At 71.4% G+C, this 15,973-nt stretch carries 13 protein-coding genes and 1 other RNA gene; 6 read left to right on the forward strand and 8 right to left on the reverse strand.

All coding sequences use genetic code 11. The features are described 5' to 3' along the window. Positions 1-76: 76 nt before the first annotated feature. The gene (locus tag VHA73_15650; GenBank protein ID HVX19458.1) at positions 77-1,015 is read right to left on the reverse strand and encodes a TIGR03621 family F420-dependent LLM class oxidoreductase; all 939 of its coding nucleotides are present in this window, start codon (positions 1,013-1,015) and stop codon (positions 77-79) included. Positions 1,016-1,339: 324 nt separating this feature from the next. Between VHA73_15650 and VHA73_15655 the strand changes: the two genes are divergently transcribed. From VHA73_15655 to VHA73_15680, 6 genes are all read left to right on the forward strand, one after another. Beyond that, positions 1,340-3,616, forward strand: a complete 2,277-nt coding sequence (locus VHA73_15655) for a transglycosylase domain-containing protein (GenBank protein ID HVX19459.1) — start codon at positions 1,340-1,342, stop codon at positions 3,614-3,616. A gap of 6 nt (positions 3,617-3,622) precedes the next feature. Next, positions 3,623-4,354: a C4-type zinc ribbon domain-containing protein gene (locus VHA73_15660; GenBank protein HVX19460.1), complete on the forward strand. Its 732-nt coding sequence runs from the start codon at positions 3,623-3,625 to the stop codon at positions 4,352-4,354. Positions 4,355-4,497: 143 nt separating this feature from the next. Then, positions 4,498-4,998, forward strand: coding sequence for a hypothetical protein (locus VHA73_15665; protein ID HVX19461.1), 501 nt, complete (start codon positions 4,498-4,500; stop codon positions 4,996-4,998). After that, positions 4,992-5,576, forward strand: a complete 585-nt coding sequence (locus VHA73_15670) for a histidine phosphatase family protein (GenBank protein ID HVX19462.1) — start codon at positions 4,992-4,994, stop codon at positions 5,574-5,576. Before VHA73_15665 ends, VHA73_15670 begins: the two co-directional genes overlap by 7 nt. Positions 5,577-5,794: 218 nt before the next feature. Beyond that, on the forward strand, positions 5,795-7,102 hold the full coding sequence (locus VHA73_15675; protein HVX19463.1) for a glucosaminidase domain-containing protein: 1,308 nt from the start codon (positions 5,795-5,797) through the stop codon (positions 7,100-7,102). A gap of 41 nt (positions 7,103-7,143) precedes the next feature. Beyond that, the gene (locus tag VHA73_15680; GenBank protein HVX19464.1) at positions 7,144-8,295 is read left to right on the forward strand and encodes an amidase; all 1,152 of its coding nucleotides are present in this window, start codon (positions 7,144-7,146) and stop codon (positions 8,293-8,295) included. A gap of 21 nt (positions 8,296-8,316) precedes the next feature. Here the strand turns inward: VHA73_15680 and VHA73_15685 are convergent, their stop codons facing one another. The 7 genes from VHA73_15685 to VHA73_15715 all read right to left on the reverse strand — a co-directional run bounded on the left by VHA73_15685 (position 8,317) and on the right by VHA73_15715 (position 15,845). Next, positions 8,317-8,592 carry a helix-turn-helix domain-containing protein gene (locus VHA73_15685; GenBank protein HVX19465.1) on the reverse strand — a complete coding sequence of 92 codons (276 nt, stop codon included), beginning with the start codon at positions 8,590-8,592 and terminating at the stop codon, positions 8,317-8,319. A 253-nt stretch (positions 8,593-8,845) separates the two neighbouring features. Further along, an RNA gene (gene rnpB, locus VHA73_15690) (RNase P RNA component class A) lies at positions 8,846-9,222 on the reverse strand. Positions 9,223-9,379: 157 nt separating this feature from the next. Beyond that, positions 9,380-10,123, reverse strand: a complete 744-nt coding sequence (locus VHA73_15695) for a ferritin-like domain-containing protein (protein HVX19466.1) — start codon at positions 10,121-10,123, stop codon at positions 9,380-9,382. A gap of 16 nt (positions 10,124-10,139) precedes the next feature. Continuing rightward, positions 10,140-10,802, reverse strand: coding sequence for a ferritin-like domain-containing protein (locus tag VHA73_15700; protein HVX19467.1), 663 nt, complete (start codon positions 10,800-10,802; stop codon positions 10,140-10,142). A gap of 122 nt (positions 10,803-10,924) precedes the next feature. Further along, entirely contained in the window at positions 10,925-12,367 is a 1,443-nt protein-coding gene (locus VHA73_15705; protein ID HVX19468.1) for an FGGY family carbohydrate kinase, read from the reverse strand. 1 nt (position 12,368) lies between these two features. After that, entirely contained in the window at positions 12,369-13,925 is a 1,557-nt protein-coding gene (locus VHA73_15710; GenBank protein ID HVX19469.1) for an FAD-binding oxidoreductase, read from the reverse strand. A 180-nt stretch (positions 13,926-14,105) separates the two neighbouring features. Further along, a complete protein-coding gene (locus VHA73_15715; GenBank protein ID HVX19470.1) occupies positions 14,106-15,845 on the reverse strand; it encodes a glycerol-3-phosphate dehydrogenase/oxidase in 1,740 nt (579 codons plus the stop codon). Between the last annotated feature and the right edge of the window lie 128 nt (positions 15,846-15,973).

The following is a 15,973-nucleotide window of genomic DNA, read 5'->3' on the forward strand; positions in this document are numbered from 1 at the left end:
GGGCGACCGAGCTCCGCCGACCCGCGGGCGCCCCGAGCTTGGGGCGACTGCACGACCCGTGGCCGGCGGCCGCGCCTCAGGTGCCGTTGAGCGCGGCGACGATCGGCGCGGCGGTCTCCGCCGCGGCCTCGCCTTGCACCACCCAGTACGAGGTTCCCCAGCGGTCGCGCCAACGCTGGAGGTCGGCCACGATCTCTTCTTGTGAGCCGATCCAGAAGTACGGCGTCTCGAAGTCGTCACCTGCGGCGATCCCGAACGACGATGCCATGGCGTCCATGGTCGCCTTGCGGTCGTCGGTGATGATCACGCCGAACACGAGGATCTGCAGCTCCAGGTCGTCGAAGCGGTCACCCGCGCCACGCCGCACGTGTTCGAGCTTGGCATCGACTTTGGATGCCACCGCGTCGGACGCGGTCTCCGCGTCGATCTTGCCGGTGCGGAGGTTGGGGTTGATGCCGACGATGCTGGCCTCACGCCCCGCGATCTCGAGCACCCGCGGTCCGCCACCACCGATGAGCAACGGGAGCGGCTGCTGGACCGGCTTGGGCTGCCCGTCGAGGCCGCTGACCTGGTAGTGCTCGCCCTGGAACTCGACGAGCCCGTCACCGAAGTGGGCTTTGAGCACTGCGATGGCCTCGACCATCCGGTCGACGCGCACACCGGCTGGATCCTTCGGGATGCCGGACTGGTCGTAGTCGGTGGTCATCCAGCCGGCACCGATGCCGAGCTCGAGGCGCCCACCCGACAGCACATCGATGCTGGCCGCTTCCTTGGCCATCACCACGGGATGGCGGTAGTCGTTGTCGAGCACCAGCGACCCGACGCGCAAGTTGGTGGTGGCGGCCGCGGCGGCCGTGAGCGCGGCAATCGGCCCGAGCTGATCGCCGAAATGGTCAGGCACGTACAGGCTCGAGTAGCCCAGCTGTTCGACGCGCTGCGCCAGCGCGGTCCACGCCGCGCCGTCGGGTGCGCTGGAGACCTGGACGCCGAACCGGAACCGTCGTGGGTGAGGCATCGGGTCAATCTAGTGGTGTGTCTGGTGGGTGAGGAGGTGGTCATGGCGAGTCGTTCGGTGCCGCTGGCCAGGACGCACGACGAAGGCGCAGCCGTAGCTGCGGTGAGGAGGGGGACGCCGCCCGGCGGTGCCGAGGGCCGCCAGGACCGCATCGCCATCCGCACGACCCACCACCAGTGGTGTCTCTGGTGGGTGAGCGGGCGCCATCGCCGGCGATGGCAGGGACGGGATCGGGCGGCGTGGGGCGTTCCACGCTCGCCGGCGCAGCTCCGCCCGGAGGGCTGCCGCGGACCGACGCGGGGCCACCGCTAACGTCTTGGGTCCGTGCAGTACACGACCCGAATCCTCGCCCTGGTGGTGGCCGGCGCGCTGACCCTGGTGCTCTGCGCGGTCGCGCTGGTGCCAGCCGTGAACACGGTGCGTTCGGCGGGCTCGTACACGCCGGAGAAGCTGGACTTGCCGGCCATCGGCCAGCGGTCGTTGATCTTCGACAACAGCGGCTCGCTGATCGGGTCGTTCCAAGACGAGATCAACCGGTCGCTCGTGAAGCTGTCCGACGTGCCGTCCACCGTCGTGCAGTCGGTGCTCGCGGTCGAAGACAGCGACTTCTACAAGCACGGGCCGGTCGACGTTCACTCGATCGTGCGCGCCATGGCCACCAACGTGAAGCAGGGCGGGGTGGCCCAAGGCGGGTCGACCATCACCCAGCAAGTGGTGAAGAAGACGCTGACCGGCTCGAAGATCACTTTGTCGCGCAAGCTGCGCGAGGCGTTCCTGGCGGTGCAGCTCGAACGGCAGCTCACCAAGGACCAGATCCTCGAGCGCTACCTCAACATCATCTACTTGGGGCACGGCGCCTACGGCGTGCAGGCGGCGGCGGAGGTCTACTTCAACAAGGACGTGTCGAAGCTCGATTGGGCCGAGGGGGCGCTGCTGGCCGCGCTGATCTCCAACCCGAACGGTTACGACCCGAAGACGCATCCGAGCGTGGCGTTGGAGCAGCGTTCGCTCGCGCTGCGTCGTCTGGTCGAGACCCACCGCTTGTCGCAGGCCGAGGCCGACAAGGCCAACAAGGAGCCGTTGCCCACCACTTTCCACACGCCGCCGGCGTCGATCCGCGACTACTTCACCCAAGAAGTGCTGCGTCGGCTGCTGAGCGGTGACACGCCCGAAGGCGCAGCGCTCGGCAACACGCAAGAAGCTCGCTACAACGCGGTGTTCCGTGGCGGGCTGCGGATCTACACCACGTACGACCGTGGCGCGCAGCTGGTGGCCGAGCACGCCGCGCAGCAGTCGGTCCAGGGGGTGGGCGGTGACCCGGCCACCCTGACGTACGCCTTGCCGGCGTATCAAGGCGTCCCGCAGCAGGGCACCGTTGCCATGGCCTCGGTCGAGCCGTCGACGGGCGCGGTGCGGGTGCTGGTCGGCGGTCCGCCGCCGACGGTGCCCGACCAGCTCGACTTCGCCACCGACTCCCTCAAGCAGCCCGGCTCGTCGTTCAAGACATTCGTCCTGGTGGCGGCCATGGAGGAGGGATTCGTGCCGTCCGACACGATCGAGAGCTCGCAAGGCAACTTGTGGTGGGACGATCCCTCCACGTTCCAGCAGGTCGACACCCGTTACAACCGACCCCAGAAGTGCGTGAACTTCTCCTCTGGTGAGGGCGGCGTGCGCACGCTCACGTCGGCCACCACGAACTCGGTGAACTGCGCGTACTGGCGCCTCGGGCAGGTCGTCGGGCTCGAGAAGGTCGCCGACATCGCCAAGAACATGGGCATCACCAACTGCTACACGGACACGCCCGACTCGAAGATGACCGATGCAGAGAAGGCCCGCGCCGCGCAGTGCATGAACCCCTGGTACCCGGTGATGTCGTTCGGCGGGACCTTCGGCGTGCACCCCCTCGACATGGCCGCGGCGTACGCCGTGCTGGCCAACGACGGGGTGCGCAACGCGCCGTACTTCGTCGACAAGATCACCGACGCGAGCGGCAAGGTGATCTACCAGCACAAGGCGGACCCGCAACGGGTGATCTCGTCGCAGACGGCTCGCCTCGTGACGCAGGTGCTCGTCGCCAACGTGCAGGGTGGCACCGGTACGCGCGCCCGCCTCACCAACGGCCAGCAGGCCGCCGGCAAGACCGGCACCACCGATGAAGCCAAGAACTTGTGGTTCGTCGGCTACACCCCCCAGCTCGCGACGGCGGTGTGGTGGGGTGACAGGGGCACCGCTGAGGTCCCGATGTTCGGGGGCAGCGCCCAAGGTGGGCAGTACCCCGCCCGGACGTGGGGCTTGTTCATGAACGAGCTCCTGGCGTTGCGCAGCACGCCCAAGGTTCCGTTCACGACCCCCGACCGCACCCGCGGCGGCGTTTACCTCACCATGGGCACCAACGACGGCCAGGGCTATGACCCGAACGTGTACCGCCGGGCCGCTCCCGTGGTGCCGAGGCCCGCCGCCCCGCCGGCCAGCACGTCTTCGTCCACGCCGTCGTCCGGCCCGACCACTCCCGCGCCGACCCAGCCGACCGTTCCGGGACCGACCGTCACCACACCTGGCGGCGGAAATGGCGGCCGACCCGGCCGCGGCGGGCATCCTTGAGACCATATGAGTGACCCGTCCTCTCCCTCCGACCTCGAACGGCTGCTCGCGGTCCAAGGCCACGACACACATGCCGACCAGCTTCGCCATCGCCGTGACTCGCTCGAGGAGCGAACGACGCTGGCCGAAGCCAACCAGCGTCTCGCCGCGACCGACGCCGAGATCGCGCGGCTCGAGGCTGCTCGTGACGAGCTCGCTCGCGAGCAGAAGCGCGAGGAGGACGCGGCCGCGTCGTTCGTCGAGCGGGCGGCCCTCGCGGAGCGCCAGCTCTACGGCGGCACCGTGTCCAACCCCCGCGAGTTGCAGGCGTTGCAGGACGACATCGCCTCCCTGAAGCGCCACCAGTCGGGCCACGAAGACCGTGTGCTGGAGCTGATGGAGGAGATCGAACCGCTGCAGAGCGAGATCGACGCGCAGCGCGTCACCCGCCGCGAAACCGAGGCGGCCGTCTCCGCCGCGCAGGCGGGTCTGCTCGCGGCCGAGACCGCCGTCGACGCGGAGCTGGCCGAGGTCGAGGCGCAGCGAGCCGGGTCGATCGACGGCATCGACGAAGGATTGGTCGGCGAGTACGAGAAGCTGCGCGTGCCACTCGGCGGCGTGGCCATCGCACGACTCACCGGCAACCGTTGCGACGGCTGCCACCTCACCTTGTCGGCCGTCGAAGTCGACCGCATCCGGCACTTGCCGCCCGACGAGCTGGTCAACTGCGAAGAGTGCGGCCGCATGTTGGTCCACTGAGCATGCAAGGGGTCAGGCGAGTGCGCGCCGCGACGAGGATGGCGTGGCGAGGGAGTCGACGCCGCTCGCCGGCCGTGTGCTCCTCACCGAACTTCGTGCCGGACGCCCGTCCGGGCGGCCGTCCGGGCGGCCGCTGAGCAGCCGTGTTGGTCTGGTTCCTCGGCGCGAGCGTCGTCGCCGTCTGGGTGGTGTTCCGGAGCCCCGCCCTCGACAACCGGCTGGTCGCGGTGGGGGCGGTGCTGCCGGTCCTCGAAGCGCTGACCGGCCGGCCTCGCGTCCTGCACACGTTGCTCGCGTCGATCGTCGTGCTCGTGGCGGTGATGTTGGCCACGCGTCGGCGGCGGCTGCTGCGACGCCGGTGGTTGGGGCTGCCGATCGGCCTGTTCTTGCATCTCGTCCTCGACGGCACGTGGAGCCGCAAGCAGTTGTTCTGGTGGCCGTTGTTCGGCGCGGGGTTCGGTCATCGCCAAGTGCCCGAGCTGACCCACGGCGCGCTCGGCTGGCTGCTCGAGCTCGCCGGCATCGCGTGCCTGGTCTGGGTGGTCGAGCGGTTCCGCTTGCGTGAGCCGGCGCGGCGGAGCCTGTTCCTGCGCACCGGTCAGTTCTCCCGCGATCTGGCCAGGGGACCGGAGGCGGGATGCTGATCCTCGTCCGCCACGGTCGCACCGCGGCGAACGCGCAGCGGCTGCTGCTCGGCCGACTCGACCCGCCGCTCGACGACGAAGGTCGCCGCCAGGCGGCGCGCCTGCGCGAGGCGGTTGGGTCGTTCGACCACATCCGGTCGAGCCCGTTGCAGCGGACCCGGGAGACCGCGCAGGCCATCGCGGGTGCCGTCACCGTCGACGTCGATCCGCGGTGGGTCGAGATCGACTACGGCAACTACGACGGGTTGCCATTGGCCGACGTCCCGCCAGACATGTGGCGCGCGTGGCGCAGCGACCCGTCCTTCACGCCGCCGGGAGGCGAGTCCCTCGCCTCCCTGCAAGCGCGCGTCGCGGCCGCGTGCGACGACCTTCGGGCCGAGGCCGAAGCCCACGACGTGGTCGTGGTCAGCCACGTGTCGCCGATCAAGGCGGCGGTCGCGTGGGCACTCGGCGCGGGTCCGGAGCTGGCGTGGAAGCTGTTCCTGCAGCCGGCCTCGATCACCCGGATCGCCGTCGGCCCCACCGGTCCGGTGATCCACTCGTTCAACGAGGCGGGCCATCTCCTCGGCGACGCCTGAACAGCGAGCCCAGGCCACCAGCCGGAGTCGACGCAGAAGTCTCGGCGCGGGCCTCAACGGCAGGCTTGTTCGGGCCGATGGTCGAAGTGATGGACGAAAGAACGGTGCGGCGCTGGGGTTAGCCTCGTTTCGTTTGGTGCGGAGCAGGTCCCGGTTCTGCGCCCCGGATCTCGATGTCGATGCTGCGTACCGTCCAACCACCCAGGTCCCCAACCCGCGTGCTCGCGGTGTGGTGCACCGCCCTCGCCCTGTTCGCGGCGTCGGGGCTGGTCTCGGCGCCCCGCGCGGGTGGGCAGGCGTTGCCGCCGGCCGCCTCGGGTCCCTCATCGAGCGCCGCCCCGCCCACGTCGACGGCGACGTCGCCCGCACCCACGACCCCCACGACGCTGCCCCACGGCGACGGCGGCGTCACCACGCAGCCGCCGAAAGGTGGCGAGTCCTCGTCGACGACTTCGACGGTGCCCGCCGGGCCCACGCTGCCCGATCCGTCGGGCCGGGTCCGGGCGCTGCTCGCCGAGATCGACATCTTGAACGCCCGCGACGCGGTCCCGAAGGCCCAGCAGCACGTCGTCGACATGCAATCCCGGGCCCAGGATGCCGGCGGTCGCCTGGCCGACGCCCAGTCCCGTCTGGCCCTGGCCGACGACGAGTTGAGCGAGACCCAACAGCGGCTGGCGACCCTGGCCATCTCGCAGTACGTCGACCCGGGGCAGTCGCAGCTCGAAGCCATCGTCGGCGGCGACAGCAGCATCGGCGAGAAGCGATCGGTGCTCTTGTCGGTGTCGCTCAAGGCTGAGCGGGCCAAGCTCATGGCCGCCCGCGACGTGCGGGCCGCCCGTGCCCGCGACGTCGCCCGCGCCCGCAAGTCCAAAAAGGCCGCCGACGGCGACGTGGTCACCGCACAAGAGGGGGTCGTCAAGGCCCACAGCGCGTCGAGCGACGCCGCCGCGGCGCTGCGCGAGGCCGAGGCGCACCTGCACGACTCGGGGGCGGGCTCGTGGTCGTTGTCGATCGAAGGCGCCAGCGCGGCCAAGCCCGAAGAGATGGCGTACTGGTTCGCGACCCGCGGCACGACGCCCGAAGCGCAAGCGCCGCTGTTGCAGCTCACGAAATGGTTCGTGCAGGAAGGCGACGACGAAGGCGTGCGTGGCGACATGGCGTTCGCGCAGTCGATCGTCGAGACCGGCTCCTTCACGAACCCCGACACCATCGTCCGCAACAACTTCGCCGGCGTCGGTCACTGCGACTCGTGCGCGGCCGGGTTCTCGTTCGCGACGCCCCAGCTCGGCATCCGCGCCCAGATCCAGCTGCTGAAGTCGTACGCGGAGAAGGACCCGAAGTACCAGCACCCGCTCGTCGACAAGCGCCTGCGCGGGCCGGCCGGTTGCTGCCGCACCTGGCGGCAGCTCACCCGTGTGTGGGCCACCGCCCCGAACTACGGCCCCGTGATCCTCGACATGTACCGGCAGCTGCTGGTGTTCGTGGTGCAGCACCGCGGCGGCGTCGTGCCGCCCGGCACCGGCTGACCTCGGCACCGCCCGTCGAGGGCCGTCCGTAGGATGGCCCGATGCCCACGTTCATCACCCGGCTCGAGCCGCCGCCCGGCAGCGGGCCTCGGGTGGCGGTGAAGGACTGCATCGACGTCGCGGGCGTCGTCACGACGGTCGGGTCGCCGGCCGTCGCAAGTGCTGCGACACCCGCGGTGCGCGACGCGGCCTGTGTCGCCGCTGTCCGGGGTGCGGGCGGTCGCATCGTCGGCAAGGCGAACTTGCACGAGCTGTGCTTCGGCTCGACTGGTGTGAACCCGTGGTACGGCACGCCGGCCAACCCGCTCGACCCGAGCCGCATCCCTGGTGGGTCGTCGAGCGGATCGGCGGTGGCGGTGGCGACCGGCGAAGCGGACTTCGCGCTCGGCACCGACACCACCGGGTCGGTCCGCACGCCCGCGGCGTGCTGCGGTGTGGCGGGCCTGAAGACCACTTGGGGGCGGGTGTCGCTCGACGGGGTGGCGCCGCTCGCGCCCAGCCTCGACACGGTCGGCGTGCTCGCAGTGGGGGTGGCCGCGCTCACCACCGGCATGGCGATGGTCGATCCCACTTTCGATGCCGCCGCCGCCGGGTCGGCGGACAACGGCGAGGTCCGGGTCGGTCGCATCCGACCGCCCCGTGTCGAGCCTGGGGTCGATCAGGCGATCGACGCGGCGCTCGCGGCCGCGGGGTGCACGATGGTCGACATCGAGCTCGCCGGTTGGGGCATGGCCTCCGACGACGGTCTGACCGTGTTGTTCGCCGAGGCGTGGCGGGCCTGGGGTCACTTGTACCAAGAGCCGGCCGCGGAGCTCGGTGACGAGCTCCGTGAGCGGTTCGCGGTGGCGCAGCAGGTGACCTCTGCCCAGGAGGCGGCCGCGCTCGCCCGCCGGAGCGCATGGCAGCGCGAGCTCGATGCGGCGCTGTCCGACGTCGATGCCATCTCGTTGCCGGTGATCGCCGGCGAACCGCCCCGCATCGAAGCGCGCGACATCGCGCCGAACCACTTCGCGGCCGCAGTCAGTTTCGCCGGTAACCCCGCCTTGGCGCTGCCGGTGCCGAGGTCCGACGGACGCCTGCCGGCCAGCGTGCAGCTCGTGGGCGCGCGTGGCGGCGACGAGGACCTGGTCCGGGTGGGCGCCCGCATCGAGCGGGCAGTGGGTGCCGGCCCGCACCACCGTGCGGGTGGCTGAAGCCGGAAGCGTGCCGGCCGGTCAGGTCGCTGCGCCGACCGGATCGTCGTCGGAATCGTCGTCCGTGTCGCCGGGACCCGCAGCGAGGTCATCGGCGCGGGTCCCGAGCGTGCCGGGCTCGATCCGGCAGGAGTCGATGTAGGCGTCCACGTCGCTGCGGCGAATGCGGGCAGAGCGGGGACCGGGCCGGTCGATCGGGAGCTCCCCACGCCGGCCCAGGCGTGCCACCGTCTCCTTCGTCAGTCCCAGCAGGGTGGCCGCCTCGCGCACGGTCAGCCAGTCAGTCGGTTCGGGCACGACGTCGATCGTAGTAGGACAGGGGGTGCTGACTGAAGTCATGCACTCTCGCTACTTCTAGTGCGTTCCTGTGTGGACGGGTGAGCCACCTGGTGTGGGTTGCCGTCTGGTGTGGGTTGCCGTCTGGTGTGGGTTGCCCCCTGGTGTGGGTTGCCCCCTGGTGTGGGTTGCCGCCTGGTGTGGGGCAATGGTCCGGGCTGCCACCTGGTCAGGGGCAATGGTCCGGGCTGCCACCTGGTCAGGGGCAATGGTGACGGTGAGTCGGCCTGTAAGCGGGGTCCTGTCCTCGGCGCCCTTGCGGGACATCCGATGGATGGCCATCCATCTGTGCGGTCCACCTGGGGACATCGGCCGGGCCGGCCGTCCCCTGTTCGACCTTGCTCCGGGTGGGGGTTACCGAGCCGCCCGGGTCACCCCGGACGCTGGTGCGCTCTTACCGCACCGTTTCACCCTTACCTGTGCGCCACCGCGAGCGGCGACGCCATCGGCGGTCTGCTCTCTGTTGCCCTGATCCGACAGGTCACCCCGTCCTGGCTCTCGCCAGCACCGTGCCCTTTGGAGCCCCGACTTTCCTCGACCCGGTGTCCCGGCCGAGGCCGAGACCCGAGCCGCGACCATCCGGCCGGCTCACCGTCGCCGGTCATCGTCGCACATCCCGCCCCACGCCGACCATCCGCCGCGAGGTTGGTCGCGGCCACGCCGGCCACCCCGTCCTGCTGTGAGCAGTTGGCCACCCGGTGGGTGGCCAACTGCTCACACCACGGGGGGGATGGGGGGATTGGTCGCGTCAGGACTTGGCGCCGACGGCGGCGTCGGAGCCGATGGCGTTGGTGATCGCCTGCTTGGACGCAGGCACCCACTGGCTCGGGTCGTTCGGTGTCAGCAGCTGAGCGAACACGATCCGGTGGCGGGCTTCGGTCGCGCCGACGCTCATGGCGGCCTGGCGCAGCTCCGGCGTACCGAGCTCGGCGGCATCGGCGGTGTAGGTGGCCGAGGCGATGTCTTCCAGCGCCTGGCAGAACGCGATCCAGTCCTGGTCGGTGGTGCCCGCCGCGGGGTTCTGCAGCTCTTGGATCTTCGGCTGGAGCAGCGTCGAGCTCAGCACCGCATTGGCCTTGTCGTACGCCTTGCCCCCCGCCTTGGTGGTGGCGTCCTGCATGGTGTGGGCGTGCTCGGAGTGGTGTTGGCTGAACTGCTTGATGACCTGGATTGCCGCCGGGTCTTTGATCCAGCCCTTGCTCGTGATGTCGTCGTAGAACGACACGAGCAGGAGCTCGAGCGACGTCGCGGTCTGGAGCACCGACTGATCGGTCTCGCTGCCGGTGAGCGCCTCGCTGGTGCTCGGGGCACGAGGCGGGAGCAACGTGCTCGAGGTGACGGGCTGGTTGCCGGTGTGCGCGACGGGCCCGCCGCTCGGCCCGCAGGCCGCCACGACCGCCGCGCCGGCGACGGCGCCGCCGAGGGCGAGGAAGCGCCGACGGTTCGGGTTGGGGACGTGGTCGTCGTGGTTGTCCATGCTCTCCACTGCCATTCGTCTCTCCGCTGCCTCAGCTGCTGGTGTCGCTCGACCCACTGCCGCTGGCCGACGCGGCAGGTGCCGGGTACTGGGCGGGATCGAGCTTGTCGGTGTCGGGTTGGGTGACCGGCACGAGGGTGTCGGTCGACCCTCCGGTCAGCAGGCCGAGGGTGACGGCGTGCTGCGCCTCGACGGGCAAGACCGCCGCGAACAGCTTGGCGCCACCGCTGTTGTCGAACTCACCGAGCACCCACTGCCAGGTGGCCGCCGCGATTTCCTCGAGCTGGGCGAGCGCCTTCAACGTGGCGGCCCCGCCGGCGCCGACTTGGCCGCTGAACTGGCTGACGACCTTGGCGTTGGGCTTGTCGGGCGGGTTGGCGCCGGCAGCGCCGAAGAAGCCGCCGAACAGGTCGGCGTGATCTTGGTGGTGCTGGCCGAAGCTCTGCACGAGCGACGCCTGTGCGCCGGCCTTCGCGGCGGCCGTGTCGTAGAGCGTGACCAGCGCCAGCTCGACGGACTGGGCGAACCCGGCGAGGTCGTAGTCGGTCGGCGGCTCGTCGGCCCACGCGGCAGGGAAGAAGCGGCTGAGCGGAACCATGCCGGTGCCGACCGCGACGATCGGCGCGGCGGCGGCCGCTCTGGCGAGCAGGCCACGACGGGTCGGGCCGCGGTCGTCCGCGAGGGACTGATCCACTTCTCTACCTCCTGACGTCAACCGCTCTTTCCTACTAGGACCGGGGTCGCGGACAGAAAACGCCCGCTCGCGACACAGGCGGGCGTCACCTTAGGGCACCCGATCGACGCCTCTGGGGCGGATCAGAAGTCGAGCGCGGACAGGTCGCCGAACCAGCCTTTGGCCCTGCGGACGGCGTCGTCCCATCGGTCGTGGTCGAAGGCCTCGCCGGGCTGGTACGTCTCTCGCGGCGCCCATGCCGCGGCCACCGCGTCCTCGTCGGCCCACGTGCCGATTGCGAGACCGGCCAGGAACGCCGCGCCGAGGGTGGTGGCTTCCAGCACGGGCGACACCTCGATCGGACGTTGCGTGGCGTTGGCCAGGGCCTGGAGGAAGGTGGGGTTGGCGCTCATGCCACCGTCGACGCGGAGCGACGGGACGTGCAGGCCGGTGTCGGCTTCGGCCGCGCGCAACAGGTCGGCGCCCCGCTGCGCGACCCCTTCGAGCACCGCCCGCACCACGTGCGGCCGGCCGGTGCCGCGCGTGACGCCCAGCAGGGTGCCGCGGGCGCCGTAGTCCCAGTGCGGCGTGCCGAGGCCCAGTAGCGCCGGGACGTACACGACCCCCTCGGTGTCGTCGCACTCGGCGGCGATGTCGTGCGACGCGGCGGCGGTGTCGATGAGGCCGAGGTCGTCGCGCAGCCACTCCACGTTCGTGCCGGCGGCGAGCATGATCGCCTCGACGCCCCACGTGAGCTCGCCACCGCGGGCCCAGGCGACGATCGGGAAGGTGCCGGCTTCGCCTCGGGCGGCGAACGCTGGGCGATCCGGACCGGCGCACAGGTCGAGCATGCCGCCGGTGCCGAACGTGGCCTTGGCCATGCCAGGCCGGAGGCAGCCTTGCCCGACCAGCGACGCCTGCTGGTCGCCGGCCATGCCGCAGATGGGTGGTGCGCCGTCGAGGGCCGTGGCGGCGCCGACCTGCTCCGACGAGTCGACCACGCGCGGCAGCATCGTCGTGGCGATGCCGAGGGTCGCGAGCGCCTTGTCGTCCCAGCCCGACGCGTCGGCGCGGCGCAGGCCGGTGAGGGCCGCGTTGGTGTGGTCGGTGACGTGGAGGCTGCCCCCGGACAAGTTCCAGGCGATCCAGGTGTCGACGGTGCCGAACGCCAAGTTCCGGGTGCGATCGGGGTCGAACTGGTCGAGGAGCCATTTGATCTTCGTGCCCGAGACATTGGGTGCCAGGCGCAGCCCTTCGGCTTGCAGCACCAGGCAGTCGCCGACAGTGCGCAGGTCCTGCCAGCCGAGACCGGGCCCGATCGGCTCGCCGGTGGACCGATCCCACACGACGGTCGAGGCGCGCTGGTTGGCGATGCCGACCGCGTCGACCGGTCCGCTTGCCGCCAGCGCCTGGCGGGCGACGTCGAGTGCCGCGGCGGCCACCTCACGGGCGTCGAACTCGACGAGGCCGGGGGCTGGCGACGACGGCAGCGTCGGTCGTACGTGTTCGTGGGTGACGACCGCGTCGGCGCCCACGACCGCGGCGCGGACGCTGCTCGTTCCGACATCGACGACCAGGATCGACACGTCAGGCTCCTTGCGGGTTCGAGGGGGAGGCGGTCGTCGGGGTGGCGGCAGGCCAGGGGAGCGGGCCGAACGGCGACGCCAAGCCGAGCTTGCCGGGGTTGAGGATCCCGTGCGGGTCGAGCGCTGCCTTGACCGCCGCCAGCACGTCGAGCCCGCCGCCGAGCGCCTCGGCCATGAACCGGGACCGGTTGAGGCCGATGCCGTGGTGGTGGCTCAGGGCGCCACCGTTGGCGAGCACCGTGCGGGTGCCGGCGTCCCAGACCTCTCGGTAGTACCGCTCCCGATCGTCGGGCTCCACCTTGGCGGCGAACGTGAAATACAGGCAGGCCCCGTCGACGTAAGCGTGGGACTGGTGGCACGTGGCGATCAGCGTGCCGGCCACGCCCTGCATCGCCGCGGTGGTGGCGTCGTGGATGCGTGGAAGTGCCGTCCAGGGGCCGGCGATCTCCATCGTGTCGACCACGTACCCCTTGCCGATCATGGCTTCGAGGGCGGCCACGTCGTTGCGGTGCTCGAGCCACTTCGCAACGGGCTCTGTGCCGGCATCGACCCCGCCGGACGCGACGGCCTCTTCGGCCACGAGAGCCATCGTGGCGTCGACCAGCCCGGCGTCGCCTTCGTCGAGCGCCAGGAGCAGGTGCTGGCCTTCGATGCCGAAGCGGGCGGCTTCGGCCGTGTCGTGGAGGCGCAAGACCGCGGGGGTGGCGCCGCGGCGCAGGATGCGGCGGCACACGTCGAGCGGCGCGGCGAAGTCGTCGAACGTCCACGCCCCCCGCCGTTCCGACGGCGGCTTGGGGTGCAGCTTGAGGCGCGCGCCGGTGATCACCCCGAGGGTGCCCTCGGAGCCGACGAACAGCTGGTTCAGGTCGGGACCGACCGCCGAGGCGGGCTGGCCGCCGGTGGTGAGGGTTCGGCCGTCGGCCAGGACGACGTCGAGGCCGACCACGATCTGTTCGATCTTGCCGTAGCGGGTGGAGTACTGGCCGGCCCCGCGGCAGGCGAGCCAGCCGCCGACGGTCGCGAGCGTGATCGACTGCGGCCAGTGGCCGATGGTGACGCCGTGGCGAGCTTGGAGCTCGTCCTCGAGCCGGTCGCCGAACGTGCCGGCCTGCACGTCGACGATCATCGAGGTGTCGTCGACCGAGACGATGCCCGACAGACCGGTGAGGTCGAGGACCACGCCGCCGAACACCGGCACCGCCGCGCCGCACACCCCGCTGCGTCCCCCCGTCGCGGTGACCGGGACGCGGGCCTCGTTGCAGGCGGCAAGGATGCCGGTGACCTGAGCCGCGTCGGAGGGCCGGACCACCGCGCCGCCCAGGCCGGCGACCTCGCCCTCGGTGGCCCAGATCATCGCCAACGGCCACCAGTCGCGGCTGGCCTCGCCGACCGTGTCGCCGTCGGTGGCCACGTCGGCGCCGGTTGCTCGCAGGCGTTCGACCAGGCGGTCGTCGACGTCGACCCGTGCCGTCGGCAGGTGCGCCGCCACGGCCGCGGCCCCGCCCGCCAGGGCGATCGGTGGGGTGGGCGATCCTGGCTCCGGAGTGCGCGTTGCCATGGCCGGGGACGCTACCTGGGTTGTGCCCGCCCGACCCCGCCCGACCCCGCTCCCAGCCCCGCCCAGCCCCGCCCCGCCCAGCCCCGCCCCGCCCCGCCCGACCCCGCCCAGCCCCGCCCCGCCCAACCCGCCAAACCCGCCTGCTGTGAGCACTTGACCACCCACCAGGTGGTCAAGTGCTCACAGCTCGGCGGATTGGGGCCGGGTCGACGGGTCGAGGCCGGGGGTGGTGCGCTCCTCGTCGATCGCCTGGCGGTACGCGGCGACCTGGCCGGCCCGTTGGGTCGCGTCGAGGCCGAGGACCGGGCCGATCAGCTCGGCGACCCGTTCGGCGGCATCGGCCGACGCGTCGCGGGCGAGCAAGCGCGCGCGTGTGCGGCGGCTCAGGACGTCGTCGACCGACGTGGCCATCTCGTAGCGGGCCGCGTACACGGCCTCCGCGGCGAGATACGGCGTGCCGGGCACCAGCGTCTCGGCGAGCGACGGGTCGGCTTCGGTCATGGCCAGCAGCACCCGTGCGTCGCCGCCATACCGGTCGGCCAGGTGGGCGACGGCCTGGCTGGCCACGGGCGCGTTCCCTGGCCCGCCGTCGCGCACCTCCGTGTAGCCCTCGGCGCCCCGCAAGCGCAGCTTGGCGGTGCGGGACCGCTTGGCGACCCGTCCCGCGATCGAGGCGGCGGACTGGCGCACGACCTCGTCGATCGCGTCGGCCGCCATCTCGCGGTACGTCGTGAGCTTGCCGCCGGTGACGGTGACCATGCCGCTCGGCGAGGTCCGTACGGAGTGGCGCCTCGAGAGATCGGCGGTGCGTCCCGATCCCCCGGACCCGGTGTCCTTCACGAGCGGTCGCAAGCCCGCCCAGGTGCCCACGACGTCGCGTTCGTCGATGTCGGTGGTGACGCACGCGTTGATGGCGCTCAGGAGGTACGCGACATCGTCGGGCGTGCACTGCGGATCGTCGAGCGGGCCGTCGTAATCGGTGTCGGTGGTGCCGACGTACGTGTAGCCGGGGCCGCCATCGGCGTTGGGCCAGGGCACGACGAACACCGACCGCTTGTCGCCCGGCACGGGGATCACGACGGCGATGTCGTTGCGGACCTTGTCCCACGGCACGGTGATGTGGATGCCCTTGGCAGGCCGGATGCTGTCGGGGTGCGTGCCTTCGTCGATGGCGCGGACGTCGTCGGCCCACACGCCGGTGGCGTTGACCACCGCCGTGGTGCGGATCGACAGGTCACGATCGGGCATCGGACCGACGCCTTCGGCGTGCACCCGCACAGCTCGGATCCGCCCGTCCGGGCCGTTGTCGAACCCGACGACACGCGTGCGGTTCGCCACCGCGGCGCCGTGCTCGGTCGCGGCGGTGCGGGCGACCGTGAGGGTGAGGCGGGCATCGTCGGCCTGTGCGTCGTGGTACAGGTACGCGGCGGCCAGCTTGTCCGCCGGGAGTGTGGGCATGTGGGCCAGCGCGGCGGCCTGGTCGAGTCGTTCGTGGAACTTCCCGATGCGGAACCCGCCGGTGAGGTCGTACGCCCACATCGCGCCGCCGAGCGCGCGGGCCAACTTGCGGGGTACCGGTGAGTCCTTGCCCGTCAGGACGGGGAGGAGGAAGGGCATCAGGCGCACCAGGTGAGGGGCATTGTGCAGCAGGCGCTGGCGCTCGTGCAGCGCTTCGTACACGAGCCGCACTTCGCCGTTCTGCAGGTAGCGCAACCCGCCGTGTACGAGCTTGGACGACTTGGACGAGGTGCCGCTGGCGAAGTCGCCTGCCTCGACCAGCGCGACGCGCAACCCGCGGGAGGCGGCGTCGAGGGCGCAACCCGCGCCGGTGATCCCGCCACCGATGACGACGACGTCGAAGGGATCTTGCGAGAGGCGGTCGAGCGCGCTGACCCGGTCGAACCAGTTGGGGCCGCTCATGGCCGCGCGGCGTGCGAGGAGGGAGCCGTGGGGGTCACACGTCGATGTTAGGGCCGGACGTGCCGGGTCCCCGTCGGCGGTGCGACGCCGAAGCGGGGGAGAAGCGGCTGCCACCGCGACCAGGTCCC

The sequence above is a fragment of the Acidimicrobiales bacterium genome (genome assembly GCA_035547835.1).
Lineage (GTDB): Bacteria > Actinomycetota > Acidimicrobiia > Acidimicrobiales > Iamiaceae > DASZTW01.

What these genes read in the sequence shown, in the direction of transcription:
- VHA73_15650 (HVX19458.1), bottom strand. Translation starts at nt 1,015, where the DNA reads ATGCCTCACCCACGACGGTTCCGGTTCGGCGTCCAGGTCTCCAGCGCA.
- VHA73_15660 (HVX19460.1), top strand. Translation starts at nt 3,623, where the DNA reads ATGAGTGACCCGTCCTCTCCCTCCGACCTCGAACGGCTGCTCGCGGTC.
- VHA73_15670 (HVX19462.1), top strand. Translation starts at nt 4,992, where the DNA reads ATGCTGATCCTCGTCCGCCACGGTCGCACCGCGGCGAACGCGCAGCGG.
- VHA73_15680 (HVX19464.1), top strand. Translation starts at nt 7,144, where the DNA reads ATGCCCACGTTCATCACCCGGCTCGAGCCGCCGCCCGGCAGCGGGCCT.
- VHA73_15695 (HVX19466.1), bottom strand. Translation starts at nt 10,123, where the DNA reads ATGGCAGTGGAGAGCATGGACAACCACGACGACCACGTCCCCAACCCG.
- VHA73_15710 (HVX19469.1), bottom strand. Translation starts at nt 13,925, where the DNA reads ATGGCAACGCGCACTCCGGAGCCAGGATCGCCCACCCCACCGATCGCC.
- VHA73_15715 (HVX19470.1), bottom strand. Translation starts at nt 15,845, where the DNA reads ATGAGCGGCCCCAACTGGTTCGACCGGGTCAGCGCGCTCGACCGCCTC.